Genomic DNA, 18,495 nt, shown 5'->3' on the forward strand with positions numbered 1-18,495 from the left:
CGATCAGCGCCCAAGGTTCACTGTCTTGTGGCGATGTGTGCGGGAACCTCCACATCGAAGCGGAGCGCCGGGTCCGGCTCCGGCGCCCCCCAGGACGTGACCAGCGGCAGCACGCCAGCCCAGACCGGCAGCTCGTAGTCCTCCGGCTCGTCGCCGGGCGCGCCGCGGCGGATCTTCACCGACGCCTCCACCAGGGACAGCGCCAGCACCGCCGTCGCGGCCAGCTCCTTGCGCGTCGGCCGCCGCGCGTAGTCCCACTGGCCGGGCGCCAGCTGCTCCGACAGCGCCCGCAGCGCCGCCATGCGCTCCTCCTCGTCGGCGACCAGGCGCGCCTGGCCGTAGACGATCGCCGAGCGGTAGTTGACCGAATGGTTGAAGATCGAGCGGGCCAGCACGATGCCGTCCAGGTGCGTCACGGTGACGCACACCTGCGCCCCGTCGGCGGCGCGCAGCGAGCGGGCGCCGGTGGATCCGTGCAGGTACAGCGTGTCGCCGATGCGGCCGTACCCCGTCGGGACCACCATGGGAAAGCCGTCTGCCACCACGCCGAGGTGGCAGACCAGCCCGGTGTCGAGCACGTCGTAGAGGTCGTCGCGGTCGCTGCTGCCGCGCTGCTTCTCACGGCCGAGCCTGGTACGGGGTGTGGTCGAAAGCATGGCCCGACGGTAGTGAGATAGTGGACTGGCAGACCATGGCCACACTCCTTGCTTTCCGGGAGACCACTCACCATGCGCTCCAGCGTCGACCTGCCCGTCTCGCTCTCGCGGGACTCCGACGTGCCGCTCACCACCCAGCTGAGCGACTGGCTGCGCGCCGCCATGCGGGCGGGCACGCTGCCGGCGGGGGAGCGCCTGCCCTCCTCCCGCGGCCTGGCCCGGCAGCTGGGCGTCAGCCGTACCGTGGTGACCGAGGCATACCAGCAGCTGTACGCCGAGGGCTGGCTCGACGGCCGCCACGGCTCGGGCACCTTCGTCACGGATCTGACGGTCCAGCCCAGGGAGGCCCCGCCCGAGCCGGTACGGCAGGCGCCCGCCCGGCCCCCCGCCCGCCGCGGCCCCGCCAGGCAGCTGATCAACCTGACGCCGGGCGAGCCCTGGGTGCACGACTACGACAACGCGGCGTGGAAGCGCGCCTGGCGCAAGGCCGCCGAGCTGCCGCCGGGCAACGACCCCGACCCGCACGGCCTGCCGCACCTGCGCGAGCTGCTGGCCGCCCACCTGCGCCGCGCCCGCGCGGTCCCCGCCGGGGCCGAGAACATCCTGGTCACCAGGGGCACCGGCAACGGCCTGGACCTGGTGGCGCTGGCCCTGCTGGGCCACGGCACGCGGGCGGGCGTGGAGGAGCCGGGCTACCGGGTGGCGCGCAACGTCTTCGCCGCGCGGGGCGCCGAGGTGGTGCCGTGCCCGGTGGACGAGGACGGCGTGATCGTGGAGGAGCTGCCCGACGACCTGGACGTCCTCTACACCACGCCCGCGCACCAGTACCCGCTGGGCGGCCGGCTGCCCATCCCGCGCCGCGAGCGGCTGCTGGCCTGGGCCGACCGCACCGGCGCGCTGATCGTCGAGGACGACTACGACGCCGAGTTCCGCTACGACGTGGCGCCGCTGCCCGCCCTCTACGGCCTGGACCCCTCGCGGGTGGTGCTGCTCGGCACGCTGTCCAAGACGCTCGCGCCCGACGTGGGCGTGGGCTGGCTCGTCGGCTCTCCCGGGCTCGTCGACGCCATCGCGCGCCGCCGCGACGACGTCTCCGACCGGACCAGCGGCCCGGTCCAGCAGGCCGTGGTCAACCTGCTCGACCGCGGCGACCTGGAGCGCCACCTGCGCCGCATGCGCCTGGAGTACGCCCGCCGCCGCGCCGCCGTGGTGGAGATCCTCGGCCCGGTCTGCCGCCTGCGGGGCGACACCGCCGGCCTGCACGTGCTGGCCGAACTGCCCGGGGAGGCCGTCCCCAAGATCGTGGACATGGCCCGCGACCGGGGCGTCTGCCTGGACTCCGTCGAGCGCTACCACTACGGGCGCCCGCGCGTGCACGGCCTGGTCATCGGGTACGGCTCCGCCTCGCTCGCCGACGTGCGGCGCGGCTGCCGGATCGTCGCCGAGCTCGTCACCGAGCTGGGCGTCGCGGGGCCGGACGTCGCGGGGCCGGACGTCGCGGGGCCGGGCGTCACCACCGGGCCGGGCGCAGCCTCCTGAGCACCGGCAGCGCCCGGCGGGCCTGCAGCGGGTCGACCGGCAGCACGTGCCGCGCCCACCAGCGGGCGGGTCCGGGGTCGGGGGAGGGGGCCACGAACCCGGGCGCGTAGTCGTCGTAGGGCGGATCGTAGAGGTAGCCGGTCGACACCCCGTGCCGCTCCAGCTCCGCGACGGCCGCGTCGCGCTCCTCCACGAGCATCGGGACGCGGAAGAGCGGCTGGTCCAGGTGGTCGCGGACGCCCGGCGCGACGCAGGGCAGCCGCGCCAGCTCGGCCACGCCCGCCAGCCGCCGGTCCCGCTCCCTCGGCACCCTGGCCAGCGCACGCGCCTGGTACCAGCGCGCCGGCCGGCCGCGCCGGGCCCGGTAGTCGTGCAGGTCGGCGCGGACCCACGAGTCGAACAGCGGCAGCGGCTCGGCGTCGGCCGGCTCCGCGGCCTTCCGCCCGGCCCGCTCCAGCTCCTCCGCCCGCAGCGCGATCCGGTAGCCCTCGCGCTCCTCCTGCATGCCGAGCGCGCGCATGAGCCGCAGCGCCGGGCGCACCAGGCCCAGCCTGATCGCCGCCCGGCGGGCCGCCGAGGTGGCCACGCTCAGCAGCTCGGCGCGCCAGGCTCCCGGCTCCAGCAGCCGATCCCTGGCCTGGGTGAGCTCCTTGAGGTCGCTCGGATCGGCCACCGCCAGCACGCCGCCGGATCCGGCCCCGGCGTGCTTGGACAGGCTGAAGACCCCGGCCTGGCCGAACGTGCCCAGCGGGCGCCCGCCGACCGTCGTCTCCAGGGCGTGGGCGACGTCCTCGATGAGGATCTTCCCGGCGAAGGCGGCCACCTGGTCCGGCAGGCCGTACAGGTTGGTGGTGAGGACCGCGTCGACGGCCGCCAGGTCGATCCGGGAGACGTCGATGTTGCCGTCGCGCGGCGACAGCGGCGCCATCACGGGCCGCAGCCCGGCGGCCAGCACGAGGAAGAGGATCTCGTCGGCCGACACCGGCGACATGAGCAGCCGCTGGCCGGGCGAGCACCAGTGGCGCAACGCCAGGTACAGGCCCAGGCGGTTGGAGGGCAGCGGCAGGCAGGCGCGTCCGGTGCGGGCGGCGATCAGCCCGTCGGGGGTGGTGCGGCTCACAGCGCGGTACGCAGGCGTCCGAAGGTCTTCAGCGCGCGGTCGGCCGTCCGCAGCAGCAGCGGGTTGGCCATGACCGTGGCCCGGGTCTTGCGCAGCGGGACGCGCACCAGCGAGTGCAGCGCCGCGCCCACGCTGGGCGTTACGACGCGGCCCTCGGCGACCCGCAGCTCGCCGTTCTTGAGCTTGTCCTTGTACTCCTTGTCGCCCCTGCCCATGTCGATCAGCTCGATGCCGTTCGCCGCGGCCTGCTCGGCCAGCGCCAGGTGGTGGATGAGGCCGGGGGAGAACTTGGCGAAGGCGGTGTCGTAGGCGGGGAACCACCCGGCCAGGGTCGTCCTGGTGCGCAGGCCGAAGTGCCCGGCCATGGGCGTGCCGTCGACGTAGACCATGTCGAGGACGCCGGCGAAGGAGTCGGTCCTGATGGCCAGGAGCCGTTCGACGAGCTCGACGATCCACTGGTGGGCGAACCGGTCGGTGCGGCCCGTCCGCCGGTACTGGTCGGTCTTCCACTGCAGCAGCGTGTGCAGCGGCGCCAGGTCCTCGATGGCGAAGTCGTGGCGCAGCGGGCCCCGGTCACGCTCCAGCTTGCGGCGCTTGGCCAGCGTCGTCTTGTAGGTCTTGCCGGAGTTGGCCCGCAGGTGGGCGGTGTAGGCGTCGTGGCCGGCGCGCAGGTCGATGACGGGAGAGGGATAGGTCTCGTGCCTGACCGCCAGCAGGGCCTGCCCGGCCACCAGGTGGTCGAACTCGAAGACGTCCAGGCCGCACTGCCGGACCAGCCATCGCGGGTCCAGCTCCAGGTCCTTGACACCGACCAGGCCCTGGGCGTCGGTGAGACCGTGGGCGACCGGCCGGCCGATGCCGAAGGCGTGGCGCTCGAACGGGAAGAAGCCCACGATCTGCCCGCCGTCGTGGAGGACGGCCACCCGGACCCGGTCGCGCAGCTCTCCCACGGTGAGCGTGAACTCGGGGGAGAGGAACGGGTTGTCCAGCGCGGGATCGGCCTCCTGGAGCGCACGCCATTGGCCGATCTCCTGCTCGGTCAGATCACGGGGGTGAACGACGGTGAGGTGCACGTTTACACCGTACGGGATCCCCAGGACCACGGGACGATCTCTCATGCAATTCTTAGCCGGTCACTTTGTACCGAGTCACGTTCTAATGTGAACCCATGAACGTTCCCGGCATCGACTGGCCGAAGCTGGTCGCGTGGATGCGCACGCACGTCCCCGAGGCGGGGGAGCCGCAGTCGGTCTCGCTCATCTCCGGCGGCAGATCCAACCTGACCTACCTCGTGACGGCCTCGGCGCGGCGGGTGGTCCTGCGCCGGCCGCCCCTCGGCCACGTGCTGCCGACCGCCCACGACATGCGCCGCGAGTGGCGCGTCATCTCGGCTCTGGCGGCCACGCCGGTGCCGGTCCCCGAGCCGGTCGCGTTCTGCCCGGACGCCGAGGTCCTCGGCGCGCCCTTCTACCTCATGGGACACGTCGACGGCACCGCCATCCGGACCCGCGAGGAGCTGCGGGCGACGCCGGAGCAGGCGCGGCGGCTGTCGGAGCGGCTGGCCGAGGTGCTGGCGGCCATCCACGCCGTCGACTACCGCGAGGTGGGGCTGGCCGACTTCGGCCGCCCGGAGGGGTACATGGCCCGGCAGCTGGAGCGGTGGTGCCAGCAGTGGGAGCGGTCGGCCGACCGGGACGTGCCCGAGTTCACCCGCCTGGTGGAGCGGCTGCGGGCGCGGCTGCCCGCGACCTCCGCCTCCACCCTGGTCCACGGCGACTACCGGCTGGACAACACGCTGGTACGGCTCGCGCCCGACGCCGAGATCCTGGCGGTGGTCGACTGGGAGATGTCCACGCTCGGCGACCCCATGGCCGACCTGGGCCTGACGCTCACCTACTGGCACGACCCAGGCGACGCGGAACGCGCGAGCATCCCCGTGGCCGGCGACGTGACGCTCACCCCGGGCTTCATGACCGCCGCCGAGTTCGCCGCGCACTACGCCAAGGCCTCCGGCCGCGACGTCACCGACCTGCCGTTCTACGTCGCCTTCGGCAACTTCAAGCTGGCGGTGATCGTGGAGGGCATCCATGCCCGCTTCCGCCAGGGTAAGACGGTGGGGGAGGGATTCGACCGGATCGGCGGCGCCGTGCCCACCCTCATCGCCCGCGCCCACCGGATGCTCGACCAGGAGGTCTGAGAGATGTCGACTGTCGCGTTGATCACCGGGGCGGCGAGCGGGATCGGGGCCTCGGTGGCCCGGCGGCTGGCCCGCGGCGGGGCCCGCTGCGTGCTGGTGGACCTGGACGAGGTGGGCGCCGAACGGCTGGCCAAGGAGGTCGGCGGCCTGGCCGTGGCCGGCGACGTGGGCGACCCGGAGGTCTCCCGCCGGGCCGTGGCGCTGGCCGAGGAGCGCTACGGCAGGCTCGACCTGGTGCACCTCAACGCCGGCATCTCCAGCGGCGTCGACCTGGCCGCCTTCGACCTGGAGCAGTACCGCAGGGCCATGGCCGTCAACGTCGACGGCGTGGTCTTCGGCGTCACCGCGGCCGTGCCGGCCCTGCTGCGCTCGGGAGGCGGCGCCATCGTGGTCACCGCCTCGCTCGCCGGGCTCGTCGGCTACGACGGCGACCCGATCTACACCATGACCAAGCACGCCGTCGTCGGGCTGGTGCGGGCGCTGGCCGCCCCGCTGGCCCAGCAGAACATCCGCATCGGCGCGGTGTGCCCGGGCTTCACCGACACGCCGCTGGTGGCCGGCATGCGCAAGGTCTTCCTCGACGCCGGCTTCCCCCTGCTGACCGCGGACGACGTGGCCGCCGCGGTCGAGTCGGCCTTCTACGCCGAGGAGCCCGGCACGCTCCTGGTCGTCCAGCCGGGCAGGCAGCCGGTACCCTACCGGCACGCAGGCGTCCCAGGGCCGGCGGGCGGGCAGCGGCCACCGTCTACCTCGCGGTGAACGAGCCGTCCACCTCCCAACAAGCTGTGAGCAAGTCCCGTGGCAAGCATCGTGCAAGTACCGGCATATACCTTGATAAACAGCAGGAGGAAGACAGAGTGTAAGCAGGCAGAGCGTAAGCGGAGGGCCACGTGATTCCATCCGGCGGGCGGCATGCCAAGCGGCCCGGAGCGATCGTCGCCGTCGTGATCGGTCTACTGGCCCTGCTGCTGATCGGGGGCATCCTGGGATTCGCGGCGATGCGCGAGCCCGCGCCCAAGGGGGAGCCGGCCACCGCGGCCACCTCGCCGGCGCCGCCGCCGAGCCTCGACCCCGCGCCGCCGGTGGAGAACTGGCCGCGCTGGGGCATCACCCACACCCAGTTCAGCGCCGACCACGAGCCGGCCAAGGTCCGCGAGCAGGCCGCCCACATGCTGGAGCGCGAGCCCATGCTGCAGAACCAGCACATCATGGGCTGGGGCGCGGGCAACCCCGAGCCCTCCCCGGGCCGCTACGACTTCCGCCAGCTCGACGACCGCATGAAGTTCATCTCGCAGTCCAAGGGCGTGCCCGTGATCACCCTGTGCTGCGCGCCCGACTGGATGAAGGGCGGCACGCCGGGCCGTACCGACTGGACCAAGAACGCGACGGTCGCCCCCAAGCGCGAGCACTTCGACGACTTCGCCAACCTCGCGGCCCGCATCGCCAAGCGCTACCCGAACGTCAGGCACTACATGGTGTGGAACGAGTTCAAGGGCTTCTGGGACCCGGTCAACCAGCGCTGGGACGCCGAGGCGTACACCGAGATGTACAACAAGGTCTACGACGCGCTGAAGAAGGTGAACCCGCAGATCCAGGTGGGCGGGCCGTACATCCCGATGGACAGCACCCAGCGCGACGCCGGCTCGGAGCTCAAGGGGCCGTGGGGCGTGATGGACCAGCGGGTGCTGGACGCCATCGGGTACTGGCTGTCGGAGAAGAAGGGCGCCGACTTCATCGTCGTCGACGGCGCCTCCATGACCACCGACAAGGGCAACGTGCCCGACGACTTCGGCGCGCTGGCCAAGTTCAGCGCCATCACGACCTGGCTGCGCCAAAAGAGCGGCGACCTGCCGGTGTGGTGGGCCGAGTGGTACATCGAGCCGACGAACTCCGGCTGGAGCGAGGCCAAGCGCACCGCCGTGCAGGCCGTGGCCATGATGGAGTTCGCCGCCAGCGGCGCGACCACGGCCCTGTACTGGAACCCGCAGCGCGAGACCGGCAAGGACTGCCCCGGCTGCCTGTGGGTCCCCGGCAACGGCCGGGAGATGCCCATGGCAGGGCTGCTGAGCGGCTTCACCAAGTGGTTCCCCGCCGGGGTGCCGCTGGCGCAGGTGAGCGTGTCCGACCAGCGGGTCCGCGTGCTGGCCCAGGAACGCATGATGGTCATGGTCAACACCACCGACGCCGAGCTGTCGGCTACCGTGGACGGCAAGACCGTCACGCTCAAGCCCTACGAGATCAAGTGGAGCCCGCGCGGCGTGACCGGCTGAGAAATCCGCTCTTGCCGTGAAAGACCGCTCTTGTCCGCATCTCTTCGCGCCGACTGCGGCCGCTGCTTCGCGCTGTGCTGCGTCGTGCCCGCCTTCACCGCCTCCGCCGACTTCGCCATCGACAAGCCGGCCGGCCGCCCCTGCCCCAACCTGCTGGCCGACCACCGCTGCGGCATCCACGACTCGCTGCGCGAGCGCGGCTTCCCCGGCTGCGCCGTCTACGACTGCTTCGGCGCGGGGCAGCAGGTCTCCCAGGTCACCTTCGGCGGGCGGCGGGACCCGCGCATGGCGGAGGTCTTCCCGGTCATGCGGCACCTGCACGAGCTGCTGGCCTACCTGACCGAGGCCCTGACGCTGGAGCCGGCCCGGTCCCTGCGCGGCGACCTGGAGGCCCGCAGGGCCGAGATCGAGGCGCTCACCGCCGCCGGCGCCGACGTGCTGGCCGGGCTCGACGTGGGGCCGCTGCGCGCCGCGGTCAGCGAGCTGCTGCTGGCCGCCAGCGAGCTGGCCCGTTCCGCCGTACTGGGCAAGAGGAAGGACCGTCGGGGCGCCATGCTGATCGGTGCCCGGCTCGCGGGCGCCGACCTGCGCGGCGCCAACCTCCGCGGCGCGGTGCTGATCGGCGCCGACCTGCGGCGGGCCGACCTGCGGCAGGCCGACGTCACCGGGGCGGACCTGCGCGGCGCCGACCTGTCGGGCGCCGACCTGTCCGGCAGCCTGTTCCTCATCCAGTCGCAGCTGGAGTCGGCCAGGGGCGACTCGCGGACCGTGCTGCCGCCCTCGCTGGCCCGGCCCGCGCACTGGCGGGCCGCCCCCTAACTGCCGGCGATCACCAGGAAGCGTTCGACGATCACCGCCATCGACAGCAGGAACGCCGGGACGGCGACGAACAGCAGGCGCCGCCTGCCGCGCCCGCCGCGCTCCCTGCCGCGCAGGCTCAGCACCTCGTAGGCGAACAGCGCCGCCCAGGTCACCGCGAGCGCGACCGCGCCCACCGGGGTCCACGGCGAGCCGGGATCGTCCCGCCCGGTGTAGGCGGCCGGGTCGGGGATCGGCGTGCTCTTCGGGACGTTCTTCCAGACGTAGACGGCCGCGTCGCGGTTGTCGACGACCTTGCGCAGGTCCGGCGAGGCGTCCAGGGCCGTGCGGAAGCGCCGCCCCCAGTCGGCCGGGAAGTCCTCGTTGAGCTTCAGGTAGTCGGCCTGGGCCGTGGTGACCACCAGGTAGGTGTTGCGCTCGCTCAGGCGCAGCGCGTCGAGGGCGTCCTTGATCTGAGTGGGGTCCTTGTGGACCAGGGCCTTGCGGTACTCGATCCGGTCCACGTCGCGCTCGCCCCACGGCAGGATCGGCGTGCTCTCCGGGCCCAGGTTCGGCACCAGGTACAGCACGCGGGCGCTGGGCCTGTCGTGCTCGTAGATGTAGTGCATGGCCTGGATCTCGCCGGTGGTCACGCGCTCGAACTTCTCGTTGCCGTAGCGGGCGACCAGGAAGGCCATGGAGAAGGCCATCGCCGCGCACAGCGCCAGGGCCAGGGAGACCTTCCTGGTGACCTGGGGGTTGAGGCGGACGCGCCGCTTGCGCATCGGGATCGTCTCGTCGCGTGCGTCGCCGCTGGCGCCCGGCAGGTTGGGGAAGAAGGCGTAGGAGGCCAGCAGGCAGGCTCCGGGCAGCGTGAACATGTAGATGCGCAGCCCGATCTCGCCGCCGTAGCTCTGCAGGCCGAGCGCCATCACCGGCACGCACAGCAGCACGAGCGCCGCCCTGTCGACCACGCCGCGGCGCAGCCGCCGCAGCAGGCCCACCCCGGCCAGCCCCAGGACGGCCGCGCAGATGCCCAGCCGCGCCTTCAGCACCAGCGCGTGCTCGGGGTCGGTGCCGGCGATGCGGTCGCCGGTGTTGCGCTGGAGGTTGGTGAAGATCTGCCCGAGGCTGCCGAACATGCTCTCGATGTTGCCCGCCCAGAACCCGACCGCCTGGAAGCTGATCCACGCCAGCACGATCAGGCCCAGGAAGAACGGCAGGGCCCACGACAGCGACGTGCGCCGGACCAGCAGCAGCGCCGTCACGACGCCCAGCATCATGAACGGGGTGATCTGGTGGGAGGCCGTCGCGGCGACGAACAGCGCGATCAGCAGGCACAGCAGCAGCACCCGGTCCGCGCCGTGCACGCCGGGGTTGGCCAGCTCGCCGGGCGTCATCGCGTCGAGCTTGGCCAGCAGCCGCCGCAGCCCCTTGCGCGGGAGCGGCTTCACGCGCGGCTCGACGCGGCCGAACCAGCGCAGCACGATCGCCACGAACGCCAGGTACAGCGCGAAGGTGAAGCCCTGCGGGGAGAAGTAGTCCTGGCCGATCCACTGGACGATGACGAACAGCAGCGCCGCGTACCACCTGGCCCGGGTGGTGGCCACCACCTGGCGCAAGATCAGCACCAGCGGCAGCAGGTAGAGCAGGTTCATCACCGGCGGCGTCCACTGCAGGATCGTCGTCAGGTCGGTGACGCCCGCCGTCCTGGTCACGAAGGCGAACAGGGCGAAGAAGCCGGGCCAGCCCATGCGGGCGTCGATGGAGGTGGCCGCCTCCCCGGTCCTGGCGATGAACTCCACGAACCCGGCGTGGACGTAGGCGGTCGGGAAGCGCGGCTCGTCGGCCACGAGGGAGCCCGCGCCGTGCAGGGCCAGCGTGATGGCCGAGATCTGCACCAGCAGCAGGATCTTGCGGTCGACCGCCTGGGTGACCGTGACGAAGAACGACACGATCATGATGAGGATCCCGGCGAACGCGCTCAGCGGCATGGCCGAGATCAGCCCGAGCCCGTCGATGTCGACCGGCCGCACCCCGCGCAGCGGGCCGGGGTCGAGCGTCATGGCGAGGAAGTACATGATGACGCCCTCGACCATGAGCACCACGGGCAGCCAGCGGTGGACCCGGGTCAGCAGCGTCGCCGGGGCCCTCCCCGGAGCGGCCTGCGCCGGAGCCGCGGCCGCAGCCGAAACCTCGGGCTTCGGCGCGGCCTCGGGCGCCGGCGGTGCCTCAGGCGCCGGCGTGGCCGACGGGGTGACCGGCGGTGGGGCCGGTGGGGCCTCGGCCGGTTCCGGCGGGCGCCGGGCCGGGAGCGGGCGCGCCACGGGCACCGTCTGGTCGTGGACGTCATCCTCCGGCTCGGCTTCCGGCTGGGCTTCTGTCCGGGCTTCCGGCTCGGCTTCAGCCGCCGCCGGCGACGCGGAGATCGCCGGCAGCTCCACCGTCGGTGGATCCTCCTCCGTCGGAGGATGTCCGATATGCACGCTTGAGGGCGCCGGGCGCCGACGGTTCACCGTGGTGTCGTCGTCCGCCGAGTCGGTCATGTCGCTGCCTGTCGTGTCGGCCTGACCTGGTCTGTCCGGTCAAGCCTAAGGACTGAGCGCAGCCGTCCGGAAATCAGCAGCGCGACCAGCGCCTCGCTGCCCAGCAACCCCCACCCCACCGCGTTGATCCCGGCGAGCGGGAACAGCGCGAAGACCGACACCAGGATCAGCCCGGCCAGCCCCATCTGGACCAGCGCCAGCAGCCGCGCCTGGCCCCGCGCCCGCAGGACGCTCAGGTACACCTCGATCGGCACCCGCGCCAGCACGGCCAGCGCCATCAGCCGCAGCAGCGTGCTGCCCTCGTCGGCGAACTCCCGGCCGAAGACCAGCAGGATGTACGGCGCGGCGACCAGCGTCACGGCCACGATCGGCACGATGATCGTGAACGCCCGGCGCAGCGCCCGCCGGCACTGGCGGGCCAGGCGGGCGGGGTCGAAGGAGCCCTCGACGGTCAGCGACACCGCCATGTTCATGGCCAGCAGCTCGATCAGGCAGCCCAGCGTGTGCGCCATCGAGAAGCGACCGAACTGCGCGGGGCCGATCTGCGTGGCCACGGCGGTCGGCACCAGGTAGATGATGGCCAGGATGGACAGCGTCCCCGGGTAGTCGCCGGCCAGGAACCGCCCGATCTCGCGCAGGCGCGGCGGGCGGCCCTCGGTGCCCCTGTCCTTCAGGTGACGCGGCACGATCACGCCGAAGATCAGCCAGTTCACCGGGATCAGGGCGATCGCCGTCGGCACGATCCACGACACGAAGATCCCGCCGTCCGGCATGGCCCCGGCCAGCGCCACCAGCAGGCCCATCTTGACCAGGCCGAACACCAGGCTGTTGACCGGCACCCAGACCGCCTGGCGAAGCCCGGTCAGCACCACGTCCTGGAGCGTGAAGACCGCCCACACCAGCACCGCGCCCAGGAAGAACAGGCCGGGACCGAACCCGCCGAGCCAGGAGTAGGTCGAGCCCCACAGCGGCACCGTGAGCAGGAAGCCGACCGCCGCCGCGCCGCCCGTGGCCGCGGCCAGGCCGTACCCGCGCAGGATCAGCTCCGCCGTACGGCGCCCGCCGATCGGCAGGAACCTGGCCAGCGCCCCGCCCATGGCCAGCGCGGTCAGCGACGCGAACAGCCGCATCGCGGTGATGAGAGCCTGCCCCCTGCCGAACTCCTCGGGCGTGTAGAGCCGCTCGGCCAGCAGCCAGTAGCCCATGCCCAGCACGGCCGTGACGGCGGTGTTGGCCATGAGCGCGTAGCCGTTGCGCAGCAGGGGGTTGCGCAGGTCGTTCAGGAGACGGCGGCGCAGGCTGGACAGGGCCCTGGACATGGCCCTAGACATGGCCCATGACCCGCCGCATGCCGTACCTGGTCCGCCTCACGATCGCGTAGCCCTTCGTCAGCAGCCGCTCCCGCAGGTAGATCATGGGCACGGCGCTGCCCTCCACCGCCCGGCGGAACCGCTCGGCGGTGGTGTGCCTGCCCACGGTCAGCCTGGGGATGGCCAGCAGGTCGTGGCGGTCCGCGGCGACCGCGTTGTTCACCGCGCAGGCGGCGAAGTACCCGGCCTTGTAGACCTCGCGGCGCACCCGGGCGCTGGAGTAGCCGTAGGGGTAGGCCATGGTCGCGACCGGCTGGCCGATCTTGTCCTCCAGCAGCGCCTTGTTCCTGCGCAGCTCCTGCCGCAGCTCGGCGTCGGGCAGCTGGTCGAGCTGGGGGTGGCTGTGGCTGTGCCCGCCGATCTCGATGCCGGCCTGGGCGGCCTCGCGGGCCTGGCTCCAGCTCAGCATGCGGTCCAGCGGGCGGCCGGCCGCATCCGGACCGGCGTCGGCCACCCAGCCGCTGGTCAGGAACACCGTGGCGGGGAAGCCGTGGCGCTCCAGCACGGGCAGGGCGTGCTCGTGGAAGTCGGCGTACCCGTCGTCGAAGGTCACCACGATCGGCCTGGGCGGCACGTTGCCCTGGTTGAGCGCCGCCACCAGCCCCGACATGGTCATCGGGGTGAAGCGGCGGTCGGCCAGGTAGGCCATCTGCTCGGCGAAGTCGCCCGGCCGTACGGCCAGCGGCGCGGTCAGCGGGTTGGGCCGGTCGGTGACCGAGTGGTACATGAGGATCGGCACGCGCGTCATGATCTCGACCTCACCCTCCAGCTGCCCAGGACGTAGCCCCACGTCGTCCAGGCCAGGCCGGCGACGATCGCCAGCGCCCGGCCCAGCCCGCCCACGTCGCCCCTGAGCGCCTCGCCCAGGCTGCGCAGCACGCCCAGCGGGAGCGTCTTCATGGCGTGCGCCCGCTCGCTGGCCAGCCCCTGGGCGGCGCCGACCTCCCGCGTCACCAGGGCCTTGGACAGGCCCTCGGCGAAGCACCGTGACAGGAAATAGCCTACGCTCTCGCGCTGGCGGGAGACCTTGTGGCCGATCACGGCGGCCGGCTGGTAGAGCATGACCGAGCCCGGCTTGCGCTGGGCCAGCCGGATGCAGAACTCGGTCTCCTCGCAGCCCAGCGGGCGGCTCTTGCGGCCCTGCACGCTGCGGCCGATGCCGCTGTGGAAGCCGCCCACCTCGGCGACGGCCTTGCGCACGAACGCGGCGTTGCCGCCCATGACGTTGCGTATCGGCGCCTTGACCAGCGGGATGCCCCGGTAGGTGCAGCCCACCGTCCAGTCGAACTCCGGCGGGAACCAGCGTGGCCGGCGGCCCGAGGCCCAGACGGGCTCGGTCCTGCCGCCCACGCCGACCACGTCCGGCTCCTGGAAGCCCTCCTCCAACGCCTCCAGCCAGCCGGGGTCCGCCACGGCGTCGTCGTCGAGGAACGCGACGAGGTCGCCCGTCGCCACCTCCACGCCGGTGTTCTTGCCGCCTGACAGGCCCTTCTCGTGCGCGTTCGCCACCACCCGCGCCTGCGGGTAGGCCTCCTCGAGCCTGCGCTGCAGCCCGGGGTTGTGGTCCACGACCAGGATCAGCTCATGCGGAGGGCGCGTCTGGCGCTCCACCGAGCCCACGGCTTGCTTGATGTCCTCCCAGCGTTCCTCGGTGTAGACACAGATGATCACTGACGTGCGCACTGACGGATCTCCCTGCCGCGTTACGCCACGCCACGGTCGGCGGCGGGGGCGCCGGCCGGCTCCACCTCGAGGTAGACGGGCCCGCGCCGCCACTCGCGGACGATCGTCCGCAGCACCCGCAGGCCGTCGCGGACGGCGCGCAGGTTGCTCTCCCCGTGGATGCGGCAGCGCTCGTGGCTGGGCACCTCCACGACCTTGAGACCGGCCTTGGCGGCGCGGATGTTCATCAGCGTCTCGACCTCGAAGCCGTCGCAGTCGAGGTCGAGCGTGCGGAGGTGGTGGGCCCAGAAGGCGTTGTAGCCGTAGCACAGGTCCGTGTACTGCGTGCCGTACAGCAAGTTGACGATCTTTGTCAGGATTTTGTTACCAAACCGCCGCGAAAACGTGAGGTCGTCGCTGTGGCCGCCGGAGGCGTAGCGGGACCCCTTGACGAAGTCGGCGCCGCTCACCAGAGCGGCCACGAAGGAGATGATCTCGCGCCCGTCCGTCGACCCGTCCGCGTCGATCATCACGATGATGTCGCCGGACGCGGCGGCGAACCCCGCGGCCAGCGCGTCGCCCTTGCCCCTGCCGGGCTGGGTGACGATCTTCACGTTGGGCCGCAACCGCCTGGCCACCTCCACCGTGTCGTCGACGGAGTTGCCGTCCACCAGGACGATCTCGTCGACCCAATGCGGCAGCGTGGCGAAGACATGCGGGAGGTTGTCCGCCTCGTTCATCGCCGGGATCACCACCGACACCGTCGGCGAGATCGCCAGGTGCGGGGTGACCGGGACGAACTGTTCCAGAGGCGGGATGGACCGCAGCGGCTGGTCCGGACGAAGGGGCGTGGTGTGCACTGCTCTGTTGTGCCGAATGCTCTCGGGACTCATTGTCGGGGAAATCCTTCCAGGACCTCGTCCACGGCGCGGTGGCCTGACGTGCCGATGGGCGGGTCCAGCTGGCGTGAGGATGTTGTGCGGTGTCGGGTCGTTCAGCGAAAGATCAGCGGACCCCCCACTGTTGCTTGGTGGCTGCGTTGGGTGACTGAGGGTGCAAATGGCTACGCAACCGACCGAAGCTCTTGAGTACCCGATCGGCTGCCTTATAGAGAGACGGCCGATCGAGCACGATTGTTCGCGCCTTGGTGAAAGGAGTTCGTCCGATCCAGTGGACGGCGGCCGCGGGGGAGGGCCGTGAGACGCGGCCCTCGCTGACGTACACGACCCCGCTCTTGAGCCAGTCCTTGTACTCCTTGCCGCCCTTGCCCATGTCCACCTGGCGGATCCCGGCCTCGCAGGCGCGCCTGGCCATGTGCAGGTGGTGGACGATGCCGGGCGAGTAGCGCGCGAAGTCGGTGTCGTAGGCGGGGAACCAGCCGACCAGGGTGGTGGCGGTGCGCAGGCCGAAGTGGCCCGCGACGGGGGTGTCCCCGGCGTAGAGCATGGTCAGCACGCCGGAGAAGTCGGGGGAGCGCTCGGCGTGCATCTGGCGGGTCAGCTCGACGATCCACGGCTGGGCGAACCTGTCCACCCGGCCCGTGCGCCGGTACTGGTCCGACTTCCACCGCAGCAGCAGGTCCAGCTCGCCGGCGTCGGCGGAGTTCCACTCCAGGCGCAGCGGCCCCTGCTCGCGGGCCAGCTTGCGCTCCTTGTAGCGGACGGTCTTGAGGTTCTTCGGGGAGTTCTTCTGCACCTGCGCCAGCCAGGCGTCGAACCCCGCCGAGAAGTCCATCACCGCCGCGGGACGCACGTCCGTCTCATACGGCGTGAAGGTCGGCTGCCCGGCCACCAGGTGGTCGAACTCGTAGACGGTCAGCCCGCACGCCCGCAGCAGCTCCTTGGCCGGAAGCCTGAGGCCGGGCTCGGAGATGAGCCCGTGGTAGGTCGTCAGAAAGCCGCCGAGCGGCTTGCCGATGCCGAAGGCGTGCCGCTCGAAGGGGAAGAACCCGGCGATCCGCCCGCCGTCGTGGACGACCGCGACCCTCACGTAGTCGCGCAGCCGGTCCATCGCCAGCGCGAACTCCACCGACAGGAACGGGTTGTCCAGGCTCGGATCGGCCTTCTGGAGCTCCCGCCATCGGGAACGCTCCGCGGCACCCAGCTCTCCCGGGCGTGTCACCTGGATGTTCACTGCGACCCGACCCCCTGTTCGGCCAACGTGTCCCGTCCCCGGTAGAGCACTCGCAGGACGTACAGGAAGCCGCCCAGGACGGCGACCGTCGCGACGCCCGCACGAGGCGACCACGCATCGAACAGCAGCATGGCCTGCGCTAGAAGAACGTTCAGCACCAGACTCGCCGCGGCCGCTACCGATAGTCCGGCGACTGGATCACGATCTCGCAACAGTCCTGCGACGGCCACACCCGGCACGACGAGCAGGAACATCGACACCAAGTACGGCCGCAGCGGCGTGTGGATGTCGGCGAGCGCGATGACCGCGCCCGCGACGCACGCGAGGGCGACCGCCCAGCTCAATACTCTGCGAAGCAACGTTCAGGCTCCTGGACAGGCAGGAAGACATTTGATCCAATTCATGGGACCAATCTGGCATCCTGCACGTCAACGGCGACGGTTGACAGTCCGTCCAGGTTTACCGGATAGCCAAGATTTTTGCGACCGATCAGGAATGCTCGGTTTCCGCAGTTTCGCTGGCCTGCGGCGACTCGCTGGGCCCCACCGACGGCGTCGGGCCGTCGGTGGGCGGGTCGGACGTGTGAGGTTTCTCACCGTCCCAGCTCACAGTGCAAGTGGCGGCGCCGCCGTTGGAGCTGAACGCCACCGTGCCGCTGCCCGGAGCCGCCGGGTCCTCCGCGACGAGCGACAGCGACGCCGAGCCGCCCGCCCTCAGCGTCCCGCTCGACGGGAGCAGGAGCAGGCCCTCCGACACCGTGGCGTGCCACCGCACGGCGGCGCCCGCGGCGCTGAGCCGTACCGACCCCACGCCGTCGAACCCGGCGGGGCAGCCGACGCTCAGGCGCGGCGCCGCGGGGACCGGCCGGCGCCGGGTGGGCTGGGTCGCCGGGCGGCGGGCCGGGGGCCGGGTGACGGTCGGGCGGGCGGCGGGCGGCGTGGGGGTGGGCGTCGCCGCCGCGTCCTCCTCCGGCTCGGCGTCGTCTTCCGGGTCGTTCCGGGCTTCCGGGTCCTGGGTCTGCGGGTCGGGCTCCGGGAGCGCGACGGCGTGGCTGGGCCCGCCGGTGGGCAGCAGGCGCATGGCCGTGGGCGTGCCGGGCTCGTCGCCGCCCCCGAGCCAGGCGGCCGCGCCGGTCGCGGCCAGCACGCCCGCCGCCAGCACCACCACGGGCGCCAGGCGGCGCGGCCGGCGGCGGGACCGGCGGTGCTCGGCGGCCACGGGGAAGCCGGTCCGGTCGAAGCTCTCGGCCCTGTCCATGATCAGCGTGCGGGTGTGGTCCAGCTCGGGCGAGCCGCACGTCTCGATCACCCTGCGGCGCAGCGAGATGGGCGGGAACGCCACCGGCGCCATGTCGAGCAGCCGCGCCGCCGACACCTGGCGCTGCTTGCCCTCGGTGCACACCTCGCACCCGCCGATGTGCCCCGACAGCCGCCGGCGCAGCATCGGAGTCAGCGGCCCCTCCCAGGAGTCCACCATCGCCGACAGGTCGGGGCAGTGGGCGCGGCCGGTCCTGGCCAGCACGACGGCGGCCGCCGCGTTCTCCAGATGGTCGCGGGCCCGTGCCAGCCTCGACGCGGCCTGCCGGGAGGTCAGCCCGAGCACCGAGCCTGCCTCCGAGGGGGTGAGCCCGTGGCGCACCGACAGCTCGAGCACCTCGCGCTCCTGCTTGCTCAACTCGCCGGCCACCACCTCGCGGACCAGCTCGGCCAGCTCGTGGTCCTCGGGGTCGTCCAGCACGGGCGGCGGCGTGCCCTGGCCGGTCGCCGTCTTGGCCCTGGCGACGCACTGGAACCGTGCCAGCGCATACAGCCAGGCCCGGAGCCTGGCGGGCTCCTTCAGCCTGGCGGCGCATCCGTGGGCGGTGACCAGGGCGTCGTGTACGGCTTCCGCGGCCGCGTCGCGGTCGCCCAGGAGGGCGCAGGCGTAGTCGTGGAGGCGCTCGGCGTAGGCGTCGTACAGGCGGGCGGGGGCTTGGCCGTCGCCACGGCGCAGAGCGTCCAGGATTCGGTGGTCGTCGGCGCGGTCGACGTCAGGCCATCCGGGCACGGGAGGTCCTCCCAGAAGAACGTGTGCGGGTGAGCCCCACGTTCGGAAGGACGCCGGGTTGGCGGGTGTGGAGGACTGCGCATAACGAGTGGGTATCGGGGTGGGGCGGGCGGTACGGCTGTGCTGCCTGGGACGCCTGGGACGCCTGGGGCGCCGCG

The 18,495-nt window shown here is 72.3% G+C and carries 16 protein-coding genes; 5 read left to right on the forward strand and 11 right to left on the reverse strand.

What is annotated here, in order from left to right; all coding sequences use genetic code 11:
* Positions 1–17: 17 nt before the first annotated feature.
* A complete protein-coding gene (locus BSB02_RS12705; protein WP_084958956.1) occupies positions 18–656 on the reverse strand; it encodes a pyridoxamine 5'-phosphate oxidase family protein in 639 nt (212 codons plus the stop codon).
* A gap of 72 nt (positions 657–728) precedes the next feature.
* On the opposite strand from BSB02_RS12705, the gene pdxR reads away from it, so the two are divergent.
* Positions 729–2,195 (forward strand): MocR-like pyridoxine biosynthesis transcription factor PdxR, encoded by a 1,467-nt coding sequence (pdxR, locus tag BSB02_RS12710; protein ID WP_084958957.1) that lies wholly within the window; start codon positions 729–731, stop codon positions 2,193–2,195.
* Here pdxR and BSB02_RS12715 read toward each other — a convergent pair.
* Together BSB02_RS12715 and BSB02_RS12720 are read right to left on the reverse strand one after the other, a co-directional pair.
* Positions 2,167–3,315 (reverse strand): DegT/DnrJ/EryC1/StrS family aminotransferase, encoded by a 1,149-nt coding sequence (locus tag BSB02_RS12715; protein WP_084958958.1) that lies wholly within the window; start codon positions 3,313–3,315, stop codon positions 2,167–2,169. The two genes, pdxR and BSB02_RS12715, sit on opposite strands and share 29 nt — an antisense overlap.
* Positions 3,312–4,388: a GNAT family N-acetyltransferase gene (locus BSB02_RS12720; RefSeq protein ID WP_240506388.1), complete on the reverse strand. Its 1,077-nt coding sequence runs from the start codon at positions 4,386–4,388 to the stop codon at positions 3,312–3,314. Before BSB02_RS12720 ends, BSB02_RS12715 begins: the two co-directional genes overlap by 4 nt.
* 95 nt (positions 4,389–4,483) lie before the next feature.
* Between BSB02_RS12720 and BSB02_RS12725 the strand changes: the two genes are divergently transcribed.
* The 4 genes from BSB02_RS12725 (at position 4,484) to BSB02_RS12740 (ending at position 8,601) form a co-directional block, all read left to right on the forward strand.
* Positions 4,484–5,512 carry a phosphotransferase family protein gene (locus tag BSB02_RS12725; RefSeq protein WP_084958959.1) on the forward strand — a complete coding sequence of 343 codons (1,029 nt, stop codon included), beginning with the start codon at positions 4,484–4,486 and terminating at the stop codon, positions 5,510–5,512.
* Positions 5,513–5,515: 3 nt separating this feature from the next.
* Positions 5,516–6,271 (forward strand): SDR family oxidoreductase, encoded by a 756-nt coding sequence (locus BSB02_RS12730; RefSeq protein ID WP_084958960.1) that lies wholly within the window; start codon positions 5,516–5,518, stop codon positions 6,269–6,271.
* Between the two features lie 185 nt (positions 6,272–6,456).
* Positions 6,457–7,782 carry a GH39 family glycosyl hydrolase gene (locus BSB02_RS12735; RefSeq protein ID WP_240506389.1) on the forward strand — a complete coding sequence of 442 codons (1,326 nt, stop codon included), beginning with the start codon at positions 6,457–6,459 and terminating at the stop codon, positions 7,780–7,782.
* Positions 7,783–7,812: 30 nt separating this feature from the next.
* The gene (locus BSB02_RS12740) at positions 7,813–8,601 is read left to right on the forward strand and encodes a pentapeptide repeat-containing protein (protein ID WP_240506390.1); all 789 of its coding nucleotides are present in this window, start codon (positions 7,813–7,815) and stop codon (positions 8,599–8,601) included.
* Here the strand turns inward: BSB02_RS12740 and BSB02_RS12745 are convergent.
* The 8 genes from BSB02_RS12745 to BSB02_RS12785 form a co-directional block, all read right to left on the reverse strand.
* Positions 8,598–11,024 (reverse strand): hypothetical protein, encoded by a 2,427-nt coding sequence (locus tag BSB02_RS12745; protein WP_143590563.1) that lies wholly within the window; start codon positions 11,022–11,024, stop codon positions 8,598–8,600. The genes BSB02_RS12740 and BSB02_RS12745 overlap by 4 nt on opposite strands.
* Positions 11,025–11,122: 98 nt before the next feature.
* The gene (locus BSB02_RS12755; protein ID WP_084958965.1) at positions 11,123–12,445 is read right to left on the reverse strand and encodes a lipopolysaccharide biosynthesis protein; all 1,323 of its coding nucleotides are present in this window, start codon (positions 12,443–12,445) and stop codon (positions 11,123–11,125) included.
* 4 nt (positions 12,446–12,449) lie between these two features.
* Positions 12,450–13,244, reverse strand: a complete 795-nt coding sequence (locus tag BSB02_RS12760) for a polysaccharide deacetylase family protein (protein ID WP_084958966.1) — start codon at positions 13,242–13,244, stop codon at positions 12,450–12,452.
* Positions 13,241–14,179: a glycosyltransferase family 2 protein gene (locus BSB02_RS12765; RefSeq protein WP_084958967.1), complete on the reverse strand. Its 939-nt coding sequence runs from the start codon at positions 14,177–14,179 to the stop codon at positions 13,241–13,243. The genes BSB02_RS12760 and BSB02_RS12765 overlap by 4 nt, the downstream gene beginning before the upstream one ends.
* 20 nt (positions 14,180–14,199) lie before the next feature.
* Positions 14,200–15,018 carry a glycosyltransferase family 2 protein gene (locus BSB02_RS12770; protein ID WP_240506391.1) on the reverse strand — a complete coding sequence of 273 codons (819 nt, stop codon included), beginning with the start codon at positions 15,016–15,018 and terminating at the stop codon, positions 14,200–14,202.
* A 145-nt stretch (positions 15,019–15,163) separates the two neighbouring features.
* Positions 15,164–16,279 carry a GNAT family N-acetyltransferase gene (locus BSB02_RS12775; protein ID WP_338064339.1) on the reverse strand — a complete coding sequence of 372 codons (1,116 nt, stop codon included), beginning with the start codon at positions 16,277–16,279 and terminating at the stop codon, positions 15,164–15,166.
* A gap of 8 nt (positions 16,280–16,287) precedes the next feature.
* Positions 16,288–16,650, reverse strand: a complete 363-nt coding sequence (locus BSB02_RS12780; protein WP_084958970.1) for a hypothetical protein — start codon at positions 16,648–16,650, stop codon at positions 16,288–16,290.
* Between the two features lie 130 nt (positions 16,651–16,780).
* Positions 16,781–18,337, reverse strand: coding sequence for an RNA polymerase sigma factor (locus tag BSB02_RS12785; protein ID WP_158088613.1), 1,557 nt, complete (start codon positions 18,335–18,337; stop codon positions 16,781–16,783).
* Positions 18,338–18,495 lie beyond the last annotated feature (158 nt).

The organism is Thermoactinospora rubra, assembly GCF_002093975.1.
Taxonomy (GTDB): domain Bacteria; phylum Actinomycetota; class Actinomycetes; order Streptosporangiales; family Streptosporangiaceae; genus Nonomuraea; species Nonomuraea rubra_A.